The 20,009-nt window shown below is 43.3% G+C and carries 9 protein-coding genes, 9 tRNA genes and 7 rRNA genes; 2 read left to right on the plus strand and 23 right to left on the minus strand.

What is annotated here, in order from left to right; all coding sequences use genetic code 11:
- The first annotated feature begins 2 nt into the window (after nt 1–2).
- Nucleotides 3–482, plus strand: a complete 480-nt coding sequence (locus DYE31_RS11655; protein WP_012664199.1) for a GNAT family N-acetyltransferase — start codon at nt 3–5, stop codon at nt 480–482.
- A gap of 228 nt (nt 483–710) precedes the next feature.
- Nucleotides 711–1,877, plus strand: a complete 1,167-nt coding sequence (locus DYE31_RS11660) for an MFS transporter (protein ID WP_012664198.1) — start codon at nt 711–713, stop codon at nt 1,875–1,877.
- Between the two features lie 114 nt (nt 1,878–1,991).
- On the opposite strand, the gene rrf (DYE31_RS11665) is transcribed toward DYE31_RS11660, so the two are convergent.
- The 23 genes from rrf (DYE31_RS11665) to hslO all read right to left on the minus strand — a co-directional run bounded on the left by rrf (DYE31_RS11665) (nt 1,992) and on the right by hslO (nt 19,952).
- Nucleotides 1,992–2,106 (minus strand): 5S ribosomal RNA (gene rrf, locus DYE31_RS11665).
- A gap of 70 nt (nt 2,107–2,176) precedes the next feature.
- Nucleotides 2,177–5,101 (minus strand): 23S ribosomal RNA (locus DYE31_RS11670).
- A 158-nt stretch (nt 5,102–5,259) separates the two neighbouring features.
- A tRNA-Ile gene (locus DYE31_RS11675) sits at nt 5,260–5,336 on the minus strand.
- Nucleotides 5,337–5,436: 100 nt separating this feature from the next.
- Nucleotides 5,437–6,988, minus strand: a 16S ribosomal RNA gene (locus DYE31_RS11680).
- Nucleotides 6,989–7,226: 238 nt separating this feature from the next.
- Nucleotides 7,227–7,341 (minus strand): 5S ribosomal RNA (rrf, locus tag DYE31_RS11685).
- Between the two features lie 70 nt (nt 7,342–7,411).
- Nucleotides 7,412–10,336 (minus strand): 23S ribosomal RNA (locus DYE31_RS11690).
- A 244-nt stretch (nt 10,337–10,580) separates the two neighbouring features.
- Nucleotides 10,581–12,132: ribosomal RNA gene (locus DYE31_RS11695) — 16S ribosomal RNA — on the minus strand.
- 124 nt (nt 12,133–12,256) lie between these two features.
- Nucleotides 12,257–12,332 (minus strand) — tRNA-Ala (locus DYE31_RS11700).
- Nucleotides 12,333–12,354: 22 nt separating this feature from the next.
- Nucleotides 12,355–12,428: transfer RNA gene (locus tag DYE31_RS11705), tRNA-Pro, on the minus strand.
- 32 nt (nt 12,429–12,460) lie between these two features.
- A tRNA-Arg gene (locus DYE31_RS11710) sits at nt 12,461–12,537 on the minus strand.
- An 11-nt stretch (nt 12,538–12,548) separates the two neighbouring features.
- A tRNA-Leu gene (locus DYE31_RS11715) sits at nt 12,549–12,637 on the minus strand.
- A gap of 8 nt (nt 12,638–12,645) precedes the next feature.
- Nucleotides 12,646–12,720, minus strand: a tRNA-Gly gene (locus DYE31_RS11720).
- 20 nt (nt 12,721–12,740) lie between these two features.
- A tRNA-Lys gene (locus DYE31_RS11725) sits at nt 12,741–12,813 on the minus strand.
- A 13-nt stretch (nt 12,814–12,826) separates the two neighbouring features.
- Nucleotides 12,827–12,902, minus strand: a tRNA-Thr gene (locus DYE31_RS11730).
- A 7-nt stretch (nt 12,903–12,909) separates the two neighbouring features.
- Nucleotides 12,910–12,985: transfer RNA gene (locus tag DYE31_RS11735), tRNA-Val, on the minus strand.
- A gap of 10 nt (nt 12,986–12,995) precedes the next feature.
- Nucleotides 12,996–13,110 (minus strand): 5S ribosomal RNA (gene rrf, locus DYE31_RS11740).
- The 16S, 23S and 5S rRNA genes sit together here with 9 tRNA genes alongside, the layout of an rRNA operon.
- A gap of 439 nt (nt 13,111–13,549) precedes the next feature.
- Nucleotides 13,550–15,043, minus strand: coding sequence for a lysine--tRNA ligase (lysS, locus tag DYE31_RS11745; RefSeq protein WP_012664197.1), 1,494 nt, complete (start codon nt 15,041–15,043; stop codon nt 13,550–13,552).
- A 12-nt stretch (nt 15,044–15,055) separates the two neighbouring features.
- Nucleotides 15,056–16,051 carry a tRNA dihydrouridine synthase DusB gene (gene dusB, locus DYE31_RS11750; protein ID WP_012664196.1) on the minus strand — a complete coding sequence of 332 codons (996 nt, stop codon included), beginning with the start codon at nt 16,049–16,051 and terminating at the stop codon, nt 15,056–15,058.
- Between the two features lie 23 nt (nt 16,052–16,074).
- Complete coding sequence (gene folK, locus DYE31_RS11755; RefSeq protein ID WP_012664195.1) at nt 16,075–16,557, minus strand: 2-amino-4-hydroxy-6-hydroxymethyldihydropteridine diphosphokinase; 483 nt, start codon at nt 16,555–16,557, stop codon at nt 16,075–16,077.
- Nucleotides 16,550–16,924, minus strand: coding sequence for a dihydroneopterin aldolase (folB, locus tag DYE31_RS11760; RefSeq protein WP_012664194.1), 375 nt, complete (start codon nt 16,922–16,924; stop codon nt 16,550–16,552). Before folB ends, folK begins: the two co-directional genes overlap by 8 nt.
- On the minus strand, nt 16,921–17,706 hold the full coding sequence (folP, locus tag DYE31_RS11765) for a dihydropteroate synthase (protein ID WP_012664193.1): 786 nt from the start codon (nt 17,704–17,706) through the stop codon (nt 16,921–16,923). The genes folB and folP overlap by 4 nt, the downstream gene beginning before the upstream one ends.
- Nucleotides 17,707–17,847: 141 nt before the next feature.
- The gene (gene cysK, locus DYE31_RS11770; RefSeq protein WP_012664192.1) at nt 17,848–18,783 is read right to left on the minus strand and encodes a cysteine synthase A; all 936 of its coding nucleotides are present in this window, start codon (nt 18,781–18,783) and stop codon (nt 17,848–17,850) included.
- Between the two features lie 284 nt (nt 18,784–19,067).
- A complete protein-coding gene (gene hslO / locus DYE31_RS11775; RefSeq protein WP_012664191.1) occupies nt 19,068–19,952 on the minus strand; it encodes an Hsp33 family molecular chaperone HslO in 885 nt (294 codons plus the stop codon).
- Nucleotides 19,953–20,009: the final 57 nt, after the last annotated feature.

Genomic DNA, 20,009 nt, shown 5'->3' on the forward strand with positions numbered 1-20,009 from the left:
TAATGTCTACGATTACGCTTAAGCCTTACCATTCTAAATATGACGCTGAAATTGAAAAATTATCCATTGCAGATAAAGACAGCGACTATGCATTAACACCTTTAAATGCATTGAAAGATTTAGCGGATACAGAAGACCCTGTCCTTATTTTCTCAGATGATAATCTTGCTGGGTTTCTTCGTTTAAATTTTAATGATGAACGTTTTGGTCTTACGGATAACGAGCATTCAGTGTTAGTAAAATCTTTTTCAGTTACTGAACAGATGCAAGGTAATAAGATTGCTCAAAAAGCTTTATTTGAACTTCCGAATTATATTAGTTGTCATTATTCAAATATTGATGAAATCATACTTTCGGTTAACTTTAAAAACTCAAAAGCTATTTACGTTTATGAAAAATGCGGGTTTATTGATACAAATCGAGTAATTGGAGGTCCTGCAGGCAATCAACATGTTATGTCTCTAAAAATTCAACAGGCTTAATTATAAATTAACACCAGCTTAATTAGTTTCCTCATTTCAAGAGGAATGTACAACACATGATTCAATTCAGAAGATTAATACCACACCTCTGAATTGAATTTTTTTATGAAATGCCTTCATAAGAAATTGATTATGTATGTATTTTGAAGAAATATAGAGAAAGCATTGACTCAAGATTTAATATTTAATATACTTTTCCTCATGTTTGCAAAATTTGGAGGTGTTATTATGAAGAAATACCCTATCGCTATATGGATGTTAGCAATCGGCGCATTCGCAATTGGCATGACAGAATTTGTAATCATGGGATTGCTTCCTAATATTGCACGAGATTTTCATGTTTCTGTGAGCCAAGCAGGACAGTTAATCACAGGTTATGCATTAGGGGTAGCCATAGGCGGTCCTATTCTTGTTATGCTTACAATCAAGTTAAACAGAAAATATCTATTAATACTCTTAATGATTATTTTTATGATAGGCAACATTGCTGCATCATTAAGTCCTACTTATGGTTTTATGATGACAAGCAGAATTATCACCTCACTCGCACATGGTTCTTTCTTTGGAATCGGATCAATATTAGCTGCTAGCATGGTTCAACCAGCTTATAGAGCTAGTGCAATGGCATTGATGTTCATGGGACTATCTTTAAGCAATATCTTAGGTGTTCCATTCGGTACATTAATCGGACAAAATTTTGGTTGGTCAATGACATTTGTTATTATCGCAATTATCGGCGGTCTTGCCTTAATTGGTATTATTATTTTTGTTCCTAATAGAAAAGAAACTCATAAATCTTCAGTAATGAATGAATTGAAGATTTTAAAAGAAAAGCAATTATGGCTGACTTTAGCTATAACACTTTTTGGCTTCAGCAGTGTATTTGCTTATTTCACTTATATTTCTTCTATATTAGTAGATGTTTCACATATCAAAGAAAATTTGATTTCTTATATGTTGATCATCTTTGGAATTGGCGTGACATTAGGTAATGTAATTGGCGGCAAGTTAGCTGACTGGAATCTCAATAAAGCACTGAAAATTATCTTTACAACGTTTATTATTTATTTCGTGTTACTTTATTTCATACAAATGAATGGCATATTAATGGTAGGCGGTATCTTTTTATTCGGTGTAATAGGATTCAGCATGAGCCCATCGCTGCAATTCAAAAGTACACTTATTTCGCAAGATGCACCTACACTAGCCAGTACTTTAAATCAATCTGCATTTAATCTTGGTAACGCATTAGGTGCTTTTGTAGGTGGATTAGTCGTAACAAATTTACCATTAGCTTCATTAAGTTTAGTGGCTCCATTACTCACACTTATCGGCCTCGTCTTTTTACTTGTCTCTATTTATATAGATAAAAGAAACAAAACAGTGTATAACTAAAAATAAGCATTAGAACCGCTTAATTCAAACGGTTCTAATGCTTATTTTATTGTTTGTTAAAACTTGATATATTAAAAAAGGACAAAAAAAGAGAGCCATACGGGTCACATAATTGCCTGGCAACGTCCTACTCTTGCGGAACGTAAGTCCGACTACCATCGGCGCTAAAGAGCTTAACTACTGTGTTCGGCATGGGAACAGGTGTGACCTCTTTGCCATTGTCACCAGACAATAGAATGATTATACATTCAAAACTAGATAGTAAGTAATTATCAATTCAACCAATCAAAACTTGAAATTGGATTAAGTCTTCGATCGATTAGTATTCGTCAGCTCCACATATCGCTATGCTTCCACCCCGAACCTATTAACCTCATCATCTTTGAGGGATCTTATAACCGAAGTTGGGAAGTCTCATCTTGAGGGGGGCTTCATGCTTAGATGCTTTCAGCACTTATCCCGTCCATACATAGCTACCCAGCTATGCCGTTGGCACGACAACTGGTACACCAGAGGTATGTCCATCCCGGTCCTCTCGTACTAAGGACAGCTCCTCTCAAACTTCCTGCGCCCACGACGGATAGGGACCGAACTGTCTCACGACGTTCTGAACCCAGCTCGCGTACCGCTTTAATGGGCGAACAGCCCAACCCTTGGGACCGACTACAGCCCCAGGATGCGATGAGCCGACATCGAGGTGCCAAACCTCCCCGTCGATGTGAACTCTTGGGGGAGATAAGCCTGTTATCCCCGGGGTAGCTTTTATCCGTTGAGCGATGGCCCTTCCATGCGGAACCACCGGATCACTAAGTCCGTCTTTCGACCCTGCTCGACTTGTAAGTCTCGCAGTCAAGCTCCCTTATGCCTTTACACTCTATGAATGATTTCCAACCATTCTGAGGGAACCTTTGAGCGCCTCCGTTACACTTTAGGAGGCGACCGCCCCAGTCAAACTGCCCGCCTGACACTGTCTCCCACCATGATAAATGGCGCGGGTTAGAAATCCAACACAGCTAGGGTAGTATCCCACCAACGCCTCCACGTAAGCTGGCGCTCACGTTTCTAAGGCTCCTACCTATCCTGTACAAGCTGTGCCGAATTTCAATATCAGGCTACAGTAAAGCTCCACGGGGTCTTTCCGTCCTGTCGCGGGTAACCTGCATCTTCACAGGTACTATGATTTCACCGAGTCTCTCGTTGAGACAGTGCCCAAATCGTTACGCCTTTCGTGCGGGTCGGAACTTACCCGACAAGGAATTTCGCTACCTTAGGACCGTTATAGTTACGGCCGCCGTTTACTGGGGCTTCGATTCGTAGCTTCGCAGAAGCTAACCACTCCTCTTAACCTTCCAGCACCGGGCAGGCGTCAGCCCCTATACATCACCTTACGGTTTAGCAGAGACCTGTGTTTTTGATAAACAGTCGCTTGGGCCTATTCACTGCGGCTCTTCAGAGCGTGAACCCTAAAGAGCACCCCTTCTCCCGAAGTTACGGGGTCATTTTGCCGAGTTCCTTAACGAGAGTTCTCTCGCTCACCTTAGAATTCTCATCTTGACTACCTGTGTCGGTTTGCGGTACGGGCGCCAAATCACTAGCTAGAGGCTTTTCTCGACAGTGTGAAATCAACGACTCGAGGAAAACATGTTTCCTCTCCCCATCACAGCTTGACCTTGAGAATAGCGGATTTGCCTACTATTCAGTCTCACTGCTTGGACGTGCACTCCAACAGCACGCTTCGCCTATCCTACTGTGTCCCCCCATCGCTTAAAACGATCCTTGGCGGTACAGGAATATCAACCTGTTATCCATCGCCTACGCCTGTCGGCCTCGGCTTAGGACCCGACTAACCCAGAGCGGACGAGCCTTCCTCTGGAAACCTTAGTCAATCGGTGGATGGGATTCTCACCCATCTTTCGCTACTCACACCGGCATTCTCACTTCTAAGCGCTCCACATGTCCTTGCGATCATGCTTCGACGCCCTTAGAACGCTCTCCTACCACTGTCCGAAGGACAGTCCACAGCTTCGGTAATATGTTTAGCCCCGGTACATTTTCGGCGCAGTGTCACTCGACTAGTGAGCTATTACGCACTCTTTAAATGATGGCTGCTTCTAAGCCAACATCCTAGTTGTCTGGGCAATACCACATCCTTTGCCACTTAACATATATTTTGGGACCTTAGCTGGTGGTCTGGGCTGTTTCCCTTTCGAACATGGACCTTATCACCCACGTTCTGACTCCCAAGTTAAATTGATTGGCATTCGGAGTTTGTCTGAATTCGGTAACCCGAGAAGGGCCCCTCGTCCAAACAGTGCTCTACCTCCAACAATCATCACTTGAGGCTAGCCCTAAAGCTATTTCGGAGAGAACCAGCTATCTCCAGGTTCGATTGGAATTTCTCCGCTACCCTCAGTTCATCCGCTCACTTTTCAACGTAAGTCGGTTCGGTCCTCCATTCAGTGTTACCTGAACTTCAACCTGACCAAGGGTAGATCACCTGGTTTCGGGTCTACGACCAAATACTCAACGCCCTATTCAGACTCGCTTTCGCTGCGGCTCCGCATTCGCTGCTTAACCTTGCATCAGATCGTAACTCGCCGGTTCATTCTACAAAAGGCACGCCATCACCCATTAACGGGCTCTGACTACTTGTAAGCACACGGTTTCAAGTTCTCTTTCACTCCCCTTCCGGGGTACTTTTCACCTTTCCCTCACGGTACTGGTTCACTATCGGTCACTAGAGAGTATTTAGCCTTGGGAGATGGTCCTCCCGGATTCCGACGGAATTCCACGTGCTCCGTCGTACTCAGGATCCACTCAGGAGAGAATCGATTTTCGACTACAGGACTTTTACCTTCTCTGGTCCAACTTTCCAGTACGGTTTGTCTAATCGATTCTTTTGTAACTCCATATAGAGTGTCCTACAACCCCAATGAGCAAGCTCATTGGTTTGGGCTCTTCCCGTTTCGCTCGCCGCTACTCAGGGAATCGAGTTTTCTTTCTCTTCCTGCGGGTACTAAGATGTTTCAGTTCTCCACGTCTGCCTTCAGACATGCTATGTATTCACATGTCGATAACACAACATAACTTGTGCTGGGTTCCCCCATTCGGAAATCTCTGGATCAACGCTTACTTACAGCTACCCAAAGCATATCGTCGTTAGTAACGTCCTTCATCAGCTTCTAGTGCCAAGGCATCCACCGTGCGCCCTTAATAACTTAATCACGTTATTAATTATGTGAGTAATCTTCTTTGCCATCGGCAAATCGATTACTAGCGATTCATTTAAATGAATAAAGCTTTTAAAACTCTAATTCACTCGGTTTTGCTTGGTAAAATCTATTTATTACTTACTTATCTAGTTTTCAATGTACAAATTTAATGGTGGGCCTAAGTGGACTCGAACCACCGACCTCACGCTTATCAGGCGTGCGCTCTAACCAGCTGAGCTATAGGCCCATTCCACGATGAATGTTTTAAAATAAACATTCAAAACTGAATACAATATGTCACGTTAATCCGTCAGTTTCTATTGAAACTGTTCCGTATATATCCTTAGAAAGGAGGTGATCCAGCCGCACCTTCCGATACGGCTACCTTGTTACGACTTCACCCCAATCATTCGTCCCACCTTCGACGGCTAGCTCCTAAAAGGTTACTCCACCGGCTTCGGGTGTTACGAACTCTCGTGGTGTGACGGGCGGTGTGTACAAGACCCGGGAACGTATTCACCGTAGCATGCTGATCTACGATTACTAGCGATTCCAGCTTCATGTAGTCGAGTTGCAGACTACAATCCGAACTGAGAACAGCTTTATGGGATTTGCTTGACCTCGCGGTTTCGCTGCCCTTTGTACTGTCCATTGTAGCACGTGTGTAGCCCAAATCATAAGGGGCATGATGATTTGACGTCATCCCCACCTTCCTCCGGTTTGTCACCGGCAGTCAACTTAGAGTGCCCAACTTAATGCTGGCAACTAAGCTTAAGGGTTGCGCTCGTTGCGGGACTTAACCCAACATCTCACGACACGAGCTGACGACAACCATGCACCACCTGTCACTTTGTCCCCCGAAGGGGAAGACTCTATCTCTAGAGCGGTCAAAGGATGTCAAGATTTGGTAAGGTTCTTCGCGTTGCTTCGAATTAAACCACATGCTCCACCGCTTGTGCGGGTCCCCGTCAATTCCTTTGAGTTTCAGCCTTGCGGCCGTACTCCCCAGGCGGAGTGCTTAATGCGTTAGCTGCAGCACTAAGGGGCGGAAACCCCCTAACACTTAGCACTCATCGTTTACGGCGTGGACTACCAGGGTATCTAATCCTGTTTGATCCCCACGCTTTCGCACATCAGCGTCAGTTGCAGACCAGAAAGTCGCCTTCGCCACTGGTGTTCCTCCATATCTCTGCGCATTTCACCGCTACACATGGAATTCCACTTTCCTCTTCTGCACTCAAGTTTTCCAGTTTCCAATGACCCTCCACGGTTGAGCCGTGGGCTTTCACATCAGACTTAAAAAACCGCCTACGCGCGCTTTACGCCCAATAATTCCGGATAACGCTTGCCACCTACGTATTACCGCGGCTGCTGGCACGTAGTTAGCCGTGGCTTTCTGATTAGGTACCGTCAAGGTGCGCATAGTTACCTACGCACTTGTTCTTCCCTAATAACAGAGTTTTACGATCCGAAGACCTTCATCACTCACGCGGCGTTGCTCCGTCAGGCTTTCGCCCATTGCGGAAGATTCCCTACTGCTGCCTCCCGTAGGAGTCTGGACCGTGTCTCAGTTCCAGTGTGGCCAATCACCCTCTCAGGTCGGCTACGTATCGTTGCCTTGGTAAGCCGTTACCTTACCAACTAGCTAATACGGCGCGGGTCCATCTATAAGTGACAGCAAAACCGTCTTTCATTGCAGAACCATGCGGTTCTGCATATTATCCGGCATTAGCCCCGGTTTCCCGGAGTTATTCCAGTCTTATAGGTAGGTTACCCACGTGTTACTCACCCGTCCGCCGCTAACATCAGAGGAGCAAGCTCCTCATCTGTTCGCTCGACTTGCATGTATTAGGCACGCCGCCAGCGTTCATCCTGAGCCAGGATCAAACTCTCCATAAAAGTTATGATTTGTTTGACTAGCTCATAAAAACTAATTTGTTTTAAAACGTCATAAGACGTTTGTTAATTTGGAATTAACGTTGACATATTGTCATTCAGTTTTCAATGTTCATTTTTTCTGACTCACAAGAATTAATTATACTCTCTTTTGAAAGAGAAGTCAACACTTTTTTAAAAGTTTTTTAATTAGTGAGGTTTCTTTCACAAAAAAATGACCTGTCGGTCAAAAAGTGAAATTGCCTGGCAACGTCCTACTCTTGCGGAACGTAAGTCCGACTACCATCGGCGCTAAAGAGCTTAACTACTGTGTTCGGCATGGGAACAGGTGTGACCTCTTTGCCATTGTCACCAGACAATAGAATGATTATACATTCAAAACTAGATAGTAAGTAATTATCAATTCAACCAATCAAAACTTGAAATTGGATTAAGTCTTCGATCGATTAGTATTCGTCAGCTCCACATATCGCTATGCTTCCACCCCGAACCTATTAACCTCATCATCTTTGAGGGATCTTATAACCGAAGTTGGGAAGTCTCATCTTGAGGGGGGCTTCATGCTTAGATGCTTTCAGCACTTATCCCGTCCATACATAGCTACCCAGCTATGCCGTTGGCACGACAACTGGTACACCAGAGGTATGTCCATCCCGGTCCTCTCGTACTAAGGACAGCTCCTCTCAAACTTCCTGCGCCCACGACGGATAGGGACCGAACTGTCTCACGACGTTCTGAACCCAGCTCGCGTACCGCTTTAATGGGCGAACAGCCCAACCCTTGGGACCGACTACAGCCCCAGGATGCGATGAGCCGACATCGAGGTGCCAAACCTCCCCGTCGATGTGAACTCTTGGGGGAGATAAGCCTGTTATCCCCGGGGTAGCTTTTATCCGTTGAGCGATGGCCCTTCCATGCGGAACCACCGGATCACTAAGTCCGTCTTTCGACCCTGCTCGACTTGTAAGTCTCGCAGTCAAGCTCCCTTATGCCTTTACACTCTATGAATGATTTCCAACCATTCTGAGGGAACCTTTGAGCGCCTCCGTTACACTTTAGGAGGCGACCGCCCCAGTCAAACTGCCCGCCTGACACTGTCTCCCGCCATGATAAATGGCGCGGGTTAGAAATCCAACACAGCTAGGGTAGTATCCCACCAACGCCTCCACGTAAGCTGGCGCTCACGTTTCTAAGGCTCCTACCTATCCTGTACAAGCTGTGCCGAATTTCAATATCAGGCTACAGTAAAGCTCCACGGGGTCTTTCCGTCCTGTCGCGGGTAACCTGCATCTTCACAGGTACTATGATTTCACCGAGTCTCTCGTTGAGACAGTGCCCAAATCGTTACGCCTTTCGTGCGGGTCGGAACTTACCCGACAAGGAATTTCGCTACCTTAGGACCGTTATAGTTACGGCCGCCGTTTACTGGGGCTTCGATTCGTAGCTTCGCAGAAGCTAACCACTCCTCTTAACCTTCCAGCACCGGGCAGGCGTCAGCCCCTATACATCACCTTACGGTTTAGCAGAGACCTGTGTTTTTGATAAACAGTCGCTTGGGCCTATTCACTGCGGCTCTTCAGAGCGTGAACCCTAAAGAGCACCCCTTCTCCCGAAGTTACGGGGTCATTTTGCCGAGTTCCTTAACGAGAGTTCTCTCGCTCACCTTAGAATTCTCATCTTGACTACCTGTGTCGGTTTGCGGTACGGGCGCCAAATCACTAGCTAGAGGCTTTTCTCGACAGTGTGAAATCAACGACTCGAGGAAAACATGTTTCCTCTCCCCATCACAGCTTGACCTTGAGAATAGCGGATTTGCCTACTATTCAGTCTCACTGCTTGGACGTGCACTCCAACAGCACGCTTCGCCTATCCTACTGTGTCCCCCCATCGCTTAAAACGATCCTTGGCGGTACAGGAATATCAACCTGTTATCCATCGCCTACGCCTGTCGGCCTCGGCTTAGGACCCGACTAACCCAGAGCGGACGAGCCTTCCTCTGGAAACCTTAGTCAATCGGTGGATGGGATTCTCACCCATCTTTCGCTACTCACACCGGCATTCTCACTTCTAAGCGCTCCACATGTCCTTGCGATCATGCTTCGACGCCCTTAGAACGCTCTCCTACCACTGTCCGAAGGACAGTCCACAGCTTCGGTAATATGTTTAGCCCCGGTACATTTTCGGCGCAGTGTCACTCGACTAGTGAGCTATTACGCACTCTTTAAATGATGGCTGCTTCTAAGCCAACATCCTAGTTGTCTGGGCAATACCACATCCTTTGCCACTTAACATATATTTTGGGACCTTAGCTGGTGGTCTGGGCTGTTTCCCTTTCGAACATGGACCTTATCACCCACGTTCTGACTCCCAAGTTAAATTGATTGGCATTCGGAGTTTGTCTGAATTCGGTAACCCGAGAAGGGCCCCTCGTCCAAACAGTGCTCTACCTCCAACAATCATCACTTGAGGCTAGCCCTAAAGCTATTTCGGAGAGAACCAGCTATCTCCAGGTTCGATTGGAATTTCTCCGCTACCCTCAGTTCATCCGCTCACTTTTCAACGTAAGTCGGTTCGGTCCTCCATTCAGTGTTACCTGAACTTCAACCTGACCAAGGGTAGATCACCTGGTTTCGGGTCTACGACCAAATACTCAACGCCCTATTCAGACTCGCTTTCGCTGCGGCTCCGCATTCGCTGCTTAACCTTGCATCAGATCGTAACTCGCCGGTTCATTCTACAAAAGGCACGCCATCACCCATTAACGGGCTCTGACTACTTGTAAGCACACGGTTTCAAGTTCTCTTTCACTCCCCTTCCGGGGTACTTTTCACCTTTCCCTCACGGTACTGGTTCACTATCGGTCACTAGAGAGTATTTAGCCTTGGGAGATGGTCCTCCCGGATTCCGACGGAATTCCACGTGCTCCGTCGTACTCAGGATCCACTCAGGAGAGAATCGATTTTCGACTACAGGACTTTTACCTTCTCTGGTCCAACTTTCCAGTACGGTTTGTCTAATCGATTCTTTTGTAACTCCATATAGAGTGTCCTACAACCCCAATGAGCAAGCTCATTGGTTTGGGCTCTTCCCGTTTCGCTCGCCGCTACTCAGGGAATCGAGTTTTCTTTCTCTTCCTGCGGGTACTAAGATGTTTCAGTTCTCCGCGTCTGCCTTCAGACATGCTATGTATTCACATGTCGATAACACAACATAACTTGTGCTGGGTTCCCCCATTCGGAAATCTCTGGATCAACGCTTACTTACAGCTACCCAAAGCATATCGTCGTTAGTAACGTCCTTCATCAGCTTCTAGTGCCAAGGCATCCACCGTGCGCCCTTAATAACTTAATCACGTTATTAATTATGTGAGTAATCTTCTTTGCCATCGGCAAATCGATTACTAGCGATTCATTTAAATGAATAAAGCTTTTAAAACTCTAATTCACTCGGTTTTGCTTGGTAAAATCTATTTATTACTTACTTATCTAGTTTTCAATGTACAATCATGAATACTCGAATGAGCATTCAAAACTGAATACAATATGTCACGTTAATCCGTCAGTTTCTGTTGAAACTGTTCCGTATATATCCTTAGAAAGGAGGTGATCCAGCCGCACCTTCCGATACGGCTACCTTGTTACGACTTCACCCCAATCATTCGTCCCACCTTCGACGGCTAGCTCCTAAAAGGTTACTCCACCGGCTTCGGGTGTTACGAACTCTCGTGGTGTGACGGGCGGTGTGTACAAGACCCGGGAACGTATTCACCGTAGCATGCTGATCTACGATTACTAGCGATTCCAGCTTCATGTAGTCGAGTTGCAGACTACAATCCGAACTGAGAACAGCTTTATGGGATTTGCTTGACCTCGCGGTTTCGCTGCCCTTTGTACTGTCCATTGTAGCACGTGTGTAGCCCAAATCATAAGGGGCATGATGATTTGACGTCATCCCCACCTTCCTCCGGTTTGTCACCGGCAGTCAACTTAGAGTGCCCAACTTAATGCTGGCAACTAAGCTTAAGGGTTGCGCTCGTTGCGGGACTTAACCCAACATCTCACGACACGAGCTGACGACAACCATGCACCACCTGTCACTTTGTCCCCCGAAGGGGAAGACTCTATCTCTAGAGCGGTCAAAGGATGTCAAGATTTGGTAAGGTTCTTCGCGTTGCTTCGAATTAAACCACATGCTCCACCGCTTGTGCGGGTCCCCGTCAATTCCTTTGAGTTTCAGCCTTGCGGCCGTACTCCCCAGGCGGAGTGCTTAATGCGTTAGCTGCAGCACTAAGGGGCGGAAACCCCCTAACACTTAGCACTCATCGTTTACGGCGTGGACTACCAGGGTATCTAATCCTGTTTGATCCCCACGCTTTCGCACATCAGCGTCAGTTGCAGACCAGAAAGTCGCCTTCGCCACTGGTGTTCCTCCATATCTCTGCGCATTTCACCGCTACACATGGAATTCCACTTTCCTCTTCTGCACTCAAGTTTTCCAGTTTCCAATGACCCTCCACGGTTGAGCCGTGGGCTTTCACATCAGACTTAAAAAACCGCCTACGCGCGCTTTACGCCCAATAATTCCGGATAACGCTTGCCACCTACGTATTACCGCGGCTGCTGGCACGTAGTTAGCCGTGGCTTTCTGATTAGGTACCGTCAAGGTGCGCATAGTTACCTACGCACTTGTTCTTCCCTAATAACAGAGTTTTACGATCCGAAGACCTTCATCACTCACGCGGCGTTGCTCCGTCAGGCTTTCGCCCATTGCGGAAGATTCCCTACTGCTGCCTCCCGTAGGAGTCTGGACCGTGTCTCAGTTCCAGTGTGGCCGATCACCCTCTCAGGTCGGCTACGTATCGTTGCCTTGGTAAGCCGTTACCTTACCAACTAGCTAATACGGCGCGGGTCCATCTATAAGTGACAGCAAAACCGTCTTTCATTGCAGAACCATGCGGTTCTGCATATTATCCGGCATTAGCCCCGGTTTCCCGGAGTTATTCCAGTCTTATAGGTAGGTTACCCACGTGTTACTCACCCGTCCGCCGCTAACATCAGAGGAGCAAGCTCCTCATCTGTTCGCTCGACTTGCATGTATTAGGCACGCCGCCAGCGTTCATCCTGAGCCAGGATCAAACTCTCCATAAAAGTTATGATTTGTTTGACTAGCTCATAAAAACTAATTTGTTTTAAAACGTCCTAAGACGTTTGTTAATTTGGAATTAACGTTGACATATTGTCATTCAGTTTTCAATGTTCATTTTAATAATAATGGTGGAGACTAGCGGGATCGAACCGCTGACCTCCTGCGTGCAAAGCAGGCGCTCTCCCATCTGAGCTAAGCCCCCATTATGAATAATTAAATAAGAGTCGGGAAGACAGGATTCGAACCTGCGACCCCTTGGTCCCAAACCAAGTGCTCTACCAAGCTGAGCTACTTCCCGTCATTCAATTATTATGTAGTGAAAATTATAAATGGCGCGCCCGATAGGAGTCGAACCCATAACCTCTTGATCCGTAGTCAAACGCTCTATCCAGTTGAGCTACGGGCGCTAATATTTATATGGTGCCGAGGACCGGAATCGAACCGGTACGGTAATCACTTACCGCAGGATTTTAAGTCCTGTGCGTCTGCCAGTTCCGCCACCCCGGCAAAAATAATGGAGCAGAAGACGGGATTCGAACCCGCGACCCCAACCTTGGCAAGGTTGTATTCTACCGCTGAACTACTTCTGCAATGTATAATGGAAAACTGATGAGCCATAGAGGATTCGAACCTCTGACCCTCTGATTAAAAGTCAGATGCTCTACCAACTGAGCTAATGGCTCAAAAGATTTAAGATGGTGCCGGCCAGAGGACTTGAACCCCCAACCTACTGATTACAAGTCAGTTGCTCTACCAGTTGAGCTAGGCCGGCTATTAAATGGTGGAGAATGACGGGTTCGAACCGCCGACCCTCTGCTTGTAAGGCAGATGCTCTCCCAGCTGAGCTAATTCTCCGAATTATATTGCCTGGCAACGTCCTACTCTTGCGGAACGTAAGTCCGACTACCATCGGCGCTAAAGAGCTTAACTACTGTGTTCGGCATGGGAACAGGTGTGACCTCTTTGCCATTGTCACCAGACAATGTAATTAATAAGTTGTTTGTGTTTTCCACTTAAACTATATTAAGTGTTTTTGTTAACATTTGCAATGGTCAATTTTACACTCAGTTAAAATCTTTTTTACAAATGTATGACGTGTTCTTTTTGACGACTTTTATATGTTACTACATTTTCTAAGTCTTGTCAACACTTTCGAGTTATTTTTCTGAATAACTTATATTCATACAAAATCGCTCATAAAATGTTACTTTATTTCTTCAGAACATTTAACTATTATACACGCATTAAAAATTATTGCAAGGGTTTTTCATAAGTTTTTTTGATTTCTTTAAAGTTTTTGTAATATATGTTGATAAAAAGCTTTGAGAACCTAGATACCGCATGTTTCTTCACATTAAAACCCATAAAAAAGAGTGCTGATTACCAGCACCCTTCTTTCTATTTCTTCTATATAGCCTATTATTTTTGGCGCATGTATGGGAATAACAATACATCTCTGATAGATGGAGAATTAGTTAATAGCATTACAAGTCTATCAATACCAATTCCTAGACCGCCTGTAGGAGGCATACCGTATTCTAATGCTTCAATATAATCTTCATCCATTTCATGCGCTTCATCGTTGCCTTGTTCTTTTTCTTTCAATTGCGCTTCGAATCTTTCGCGTTGATCAATAGGATCATTTAATTCTGTAAATGCATTCGCATGTTCACGACCCACAATAAACAATTCGAAACGATCTGTAAATCTCGGATCTTCCGGATTTTTCTTAGCAAGTGGTGAAATTTCAATTGGATGTCCATATACAAATGTAGGTTGAATAAGTGTTTCTTCTACTTTTTGTTCAAAGAATTCATTCAAAATATGACCATATGTCATATGATCTGTAATTTCAATACCATGTTCCTTAGCAAGTTCACGTGCTTCTTCATCAGATTTAACATCAAAGAAGTTTACACCAGTTGCTTCTTTAACAGCATCTACAATATGAACTCGTTTCCAAGGTGAATCTAAATCTACTTCGTATTCACCATAAGGAACTACTGCAGTGCCTAGTACTTTTTTAGAAATATGGCGAATTGTGCCTTCTGTTAAATCCATGATGTCATGGAAATCAGCATAAGCTTCATATAATTCGATCATAGTAAATTCAGGGTTATGGCGTGTTGATACACCTTCGTTACGGAATACACGTCCAATTTCATATACTTTTTCTAATCCGCCTACAATCAAACGTTTCAAGTGTAGTTCAATCGCAATACGCATATATAACGTTGCATCTAATGCATTGTGATGTGTTACGAATGGGCGTGCAGCAGCACCACCTGCGATTTGGTGCATCATAGGTGTTTCAACTTCTAAGAAACCTTTACTATTTAAATAGTTACGCATTTCTTGAATGATTTTACTGCGGTTAATGAATGTTTGTGTACTTTCTTGATTTGTAATTAAATCTAAATAACGTTGACGATAACGTTGTTCAACATCTTGCAAACCATGGAATTTGTCTGGTAATGGACGTAATGATTTTGATAACAAAGTAAATGATTTAGCTTTGACACTTAACTCACCTGTGTTTGTTTTAAACATAACGCCTTCAATACCTACGATGTCTCCTAAGTCAGCCATTTTCCAAATTGCAAATTGTTCTTCGCCGACTTGGTCTTTACGTACATAAATTTGAATTTGTCCAGATAAATCTTGAATATGCGCAAATCCAGCTTTACCTTTACCGCGTTTAGTCATTAAACGGCCTGCAATTGCTACATGCGCTGCTTCTTCATCTTCTTTTTCGTGCAACTCTTCTTTAGAATATTGATCCCATTCTTCTTTTAATTCTTCAGCACTTGCTGTACGATCAAAACGTTTACCGAATGGATCAATTCCTAAATCGATTAATTCTTGTAATTTTTGACGGCGGACCTGCATTTGGTCATTCATTTCTTCTGACATGTTACCTCTCCTTTAAGCTTGTTGGGTTGCTGTTGCTGCAGTTGATTCTGCCTGGAAATTCTGCAGTATATCAATCATTTCTTGTTCAGTGTTTGCTTGGTTTAATGCTTTACGGGCTTTTCCGTTCCCTTTTACACCTTTTAAATACCAAGAAGCGTGTTTACGCATTTCCATAACACCAATCTTCTCACCTTTTAATTCTACTAGTCGGCGCAGATGTAATAAAGCAATTTCTACTTTTTCTTTTACAGTAGGTTCATCCATTAATTCGCCAGTCTCTAAATAATGAACTGTACGATAAATCATCCATGGATTTCCTAACGCTTCACGACCGATCATCACAGCATCTACGCCTGTTTCATCTAACATTTTTTGTGCAAGTTCAGGACTTGTTACATCGCCATTGCCGATAACAGGAATATTGACCGCTTCCTTCACTTGTCTAATAATATCCCAATCTGCATGGCCTTCATACATTTGAACACGTGTACGTCCGTGCAATGAAATCGCTGCTGCACCAGCACGTTCAGCTGCTTTAGCATTTTCTACTGCATAAATATGATCTTCATCCCAGCCGATACGCATTTTGCATGTCACAGGTTTGCTCACTTTTTCAGTTACAGCTGAAACCATTTCATATATTTTATTAGGGTCCAATAACCAGCGGGCACCTGCTTCACAACGAATAATCTTATTCACAGGACATCCCATATTAATATCAATGATATCTGCAGTAGTATTTTGATCTACATAAACTGCCGCTTCTACAAGACTTTCTTTCTCCCCGCCGAAAATCTGTAATGAAAGCGGGCGTTCATTCTCATCAATATACAACATATTCATTGTTTTAGGATTGTTGAATAAAATTGCCTTATCACTAACCATTTCAGCACATACTAAGCCTGCACCGAATTCTTTGACTGTTAATCTGAAGGCAGAGTTGCAAACTCCAGCCATCGGAGCAAGTACGACTCTATTGTCGATTTCTACATCTCCAATCTTCCACATAATAATTACCTCTCAATCTTTCTCTAACGTTTATGATATTTATTCACAGTTTCATCAGGGACTTCAATATCTTTAATTTTTGTCTGAGTGCGCGGATTGATTGCCTCAGGTGCAATTTCTTGTAAAGGAATCAATACAAAAGCACGTTCTGCCATTCGCGGATGCGGAATGCTTAAATCCTGATCTTCAATGATTTTATTACCATAAAGTAAAATATCTATATCTAATGTGCGCGGTCCCCATCGTTCTTTACGAACACGGTGCAATTGTTGTTCTATATCCAAACCGTTTTTCAATACTGCTTGCGGTGTTAAATCTGTTTCAATCTCTGCGCATAAATTCAAAAAATCAGGTTGGTCAACATATCCAACTGGTGCTGTTTCATAAAGTGAAGACACTCGGGTTACTTTTATACTTTGTTGCGCATCTAATAAACGAAGCGCCTCTTTTAATTGATGTTCTCTATCTCCGACATTACTGCCTAAGCCTAAATAAACTTTAGTCATGCTCTGAATTCACCCTCGATATCTCAATTCCTACCCCATCGTAATGTCCTGGAATAGGTGGTGTTTCTTTTGTAATTCTCACTTTAGTTTCCAATACCCGATTATAGTGTGAATTTATACGTTTTGCAATAAGCGTAGCCAAATGTTCAAGTAAATTCTTAGGCTCGCCTTCCATAATTTCTTTTACATCTGCATAAACTTCTGCATAATTCACAGTGTCATCTACAGAATCTGATTTCCCTGCTGCAGATAAATCTACTTTCAAAACGACATCCACAACAAATATCTGCCCAATGTCATTTTCTGCTTCAAGCACACCATGAAAACCATAAAAGCGCATTCCATTGAGAAAAATTGTATCTGTCATCGTTCATTCTCCTTCAAGTAGTCTATGCCGTGTGCAATACGCGCATTCAATTCAACGTTATGTACTCTGACTGCTTTAACACCTTTCATAATGCCATAAGCTGTCGTAGCTGCTGTTGCTTCATCTCTGTCTTCTGGACGAGAGTCCGTTCCAATCATTTCTTTGATAAAACGTTTGCGGCTTGTTGCTAATAAAACAGGATACTCTGTTGCTACAAGTTCATCTAAACGGTCCATAACAATGCGTTCTTCCGCTCTGCTTTTAGCGAAGCCAATCCCCGGATCAATCCAAATATTATCATGTTTGATACCTGCTTCTTCTGCGCGATTAGCTTGTTTTAATAAATAGAGCAGCATTTCATCCATAATCGGCTCATCACGTTCGCCATCGCCATTATGCATCAGCACAATCTCTGCGTCATAGCGTGCTACAGTTTCAAACATTTTAGGGTCATATAAGCCTGCCCATTGATCATTAATCATAGTTGCACCAGCTTCTAAAGCCTGTTCTGCAACTTCACTTCTGAAAGTATCGATTGAAAGCTGTACATTAAATTCAGACAGTGCACGTACTACTGGAATCACACGCTCAAGCTCGTCTTCTAAAGCAACTTCTTGATGTCCCGGACGTGTAGACACGCCGCCGATATCTATAATATCAACACCTTCATCCATCATTTCTTTCCCACGTGCTACAGCTGTTTCCACTGAATTATATTTTCCGCCATCTGAAAACGAATCAGGCGTTACGTTTAATATACCCATAATCTTTGTATGTGCCATGATGATCTTCCTTTCAAAATAACTGCTTCTTATTATATCAAACTTCATTAAATGACCGAATGTATAAGTGCTCAAAAACAAAAAAGCTGCCGCAGAATACTCTGATAAGAGCATTCTGCAGACAGCTGTATTACCTCATTCTTATTTATCTTCGAAAGAATAAAGCGGAGTTGAAAGGTAACGTTCACCGTTACTTGGCAATACAGTTACAACTGTTTTACCTTTTCCTAATTGTTTTGCTTTTTGAATCGCAGCATGAATTGCAGCACCTGAAGAAATACCTGCTAAGATACCTTCTTCTTTAGCCACACGACGTGAAGTTTCCATCGCAATTTCGTTGCCGACTTTAATCACTTCATCATAAATTTTAGTATCTAAAGTATCAGGAACAAAGCCTGCACCTAAACCTTGTAATTTATGAGGACCTGGTTCTCCACCGCTTAATACAGGAGAATCTTCTGGTTCAATCGCTACAATATCGATATCAGGGTATTGTTTTTTCAAGACTTTGCCGACACCTGTCAACGTACCGCCTGTACCAACACCTGCTAAGAATGCATCAATTGTTCTGTCTTCAAACTGTTCAATTAATTCTGGACCAGTTGTCAATTCATGAACAAGTGGATTGGCAGGGTTTTCGAATTGTTGTGGTTCATAATAACCGTACTCTTCTTTTAATTCTTTAGCTTTTTTAATTGCACCTTTCATCGCTTCAGATCCAGGTGTTAATACCACTTCTGCGCCGTATGCTTTTAATAAATTACGACGTTCAATACTCATTGTTTCAGGCATTGTGAATACTGCTTTATAACCTTTAGCAGCTGCAACAAATGCTAAACCGATACCTGTGTTACCGCTTGTCGGTTCTACAATTGTGTCGCCTGGTTTGATTTTGCCTTCTCGTTCAGCTTTTTCAATCATTGCTAAAGCAATACGGTCTTTAACTGAGCCGCCTGGGTTTTGATATTCTAATTTAACATAAACATCAGCTGCGTCTTCAGGTACTACATTGCGTAGTTTAACTACAGGTGTATCTCCAATAATTTGAACAATATTATCTACAGGTTTCTTTGCCATAAAAAAACACTCCTTTTTAATTAAAACGATATTGAAAATAAGATAACGAGATGCATTATCCAATATGTTTAAAGCCCTATCTTTACATCTCAATTCATATTTAATTCTATTTCAAATATATCTTAGCTATTTCATCGGATATCATTATTTTATCAGACTTGTATGACAAATCACAAGTTGATTGTCTCTATTCTTTTATATTTCCTGTTTTTCGAAAAGAAAACGTGAAAAAAAGCGGATTCAATGCTTTAAAATCCGCATCGAATCCGCTCTGAATTTAATAATTATGCATTTAATTCTTCAATTAAACCTTTAAGTTCTGCTTCACTGTATTGGTATTTAGCACGGCAGAAATGACATTCTGCTTCTGCACCATGATCTTCATCTATCATAGCTTGAATTTCAGCTTCACCTAATCCTTTAATCGCATTCAAGAATTTTTCGTGGCTGCAATTACATTCAAATTTAACAGGTACTGTTTCTAAGAATTTCACATTCTCTTTACCGAGGATTTCTGTTAACAATTCTTCTGGAGACAATCCTTGATCAATCAATTTTGAAACAGGTGTCATATTACCGATTGCTTTTTCGACTTTATCAATTGTTTCTTCTTTCGCATTCGGCATTACTTGAATAATAAAACCGCCTGCAGCTTTAATAGAGTTGTCCGGGTTCACTAAAACACCAAGTCCTACTGAAGAAGGTACTTGTTCACTTGTTGCATAATAATACGTAAAGTCATCTCCAAGTTCACCAGAAACAATCGGACTTGAACCTGAGAAATAATCTTTTAAGCCGACATCTTTAACAACAGTCAAAGTGCCATCTGTACCCACTGCACGACGTACGTCTAATTTACCTTGGTCATTTAATGGGAAATGCGTTTGCGGATTAGTAACATAACCGCGGATATCTCCTTTAGCATCCGCATCTGCTACGATTCGTCCGATAGGACCATGGCCGTCAACCGTCACTGTTAATTTTTGGTCCCCTTTCAACATAGCCCCCATCATTGCTGTAGCAGTCATTGTTCTGCCTAATGCTGCTGAAGCTGTTGGCCAAGTGTAATGTCTTGTTTGTGCTTCTTGTACTGCATTTGTTGTAACAGCTGCATATGCACGGATATCACCGTCAAATGCTAATGCTTTTACGATATAATCTTGTGTCATCCTTATTACTCCTCTTACTTAGTTTTTATATTTAATACGTTTAGTCATTTTTATAAT

Source organism: Staphylococcus carnosus (genome assembly GCF_900458435.1).
Lineage (GTDB): Bacteria > Bacillota > Bacilli > Staphylococcales > Staphylococcaceae > Staphylococcus > Staphylococcus carnosus.

Excerpts from the sequence above, each read along its gene's own strand:
- DYE31_RS11655 (WP_012664199.1), top strand. The coding sequence starts at position 3 with ATGTCTACGATTACGCTTAAGCCTTACCATTCTAAATATGACGCTGAA.
- DYE31_RS11660 (WP_012664198.1), top strand. The coding sequence starts at position 711 with ATGAAGAAATACCCTATCGCTATATGGATGTTAGCAATCGGCGCATTC.
- lysS (WP_012664197.1), bottom strand. The coding sequence starts at position 15,043 with ATGTCAGAAGAAATGAATGACCAAATGCAGGTCCGCCGTCAAAAATTA.
- dusB (WP_012664196.1), bottom strand. The coding sequence starts at position 16,051 with ATGTGGAAGATTGGAGATGTAGAAATCGACAATAGAGTCGTACTTGCT.
- folK (WP_012664195.1), bottom strand. The coding sequence starts at position 16,557 with ATGACTAAAGTTTATTTAGGCTTAGGCAGTAATGTCGGAGATAGAGAA.
- folB (WP_012664194.1), bottom strand. The coding sequence starts at position 16,924 with ATGACAGATACAATTTTTCTCAATGGAATGCGCTTTTATGGTTTTCAT.
- folP (WP_012664193.1), bottom strand. The coding sequence starts at position 17,706 with ATGGCACATACAAAGATTATGGGTATATTAAACGTAACGCCTGATTCG.
- cysK (WP_012664192.1), bottom strand. The coding sequence starts at position 18,783 with ATGGCAAAGAAACCTGTAGATAATATTGTTCAAATTATTGGAGATACA.
- hslO (WP_012664191.1), bottom strand. The coding sequence starts at position 19,952 with ATGACACAAGATTATATCGTAAAAGCATTAGCATTTGACGGTGATATC.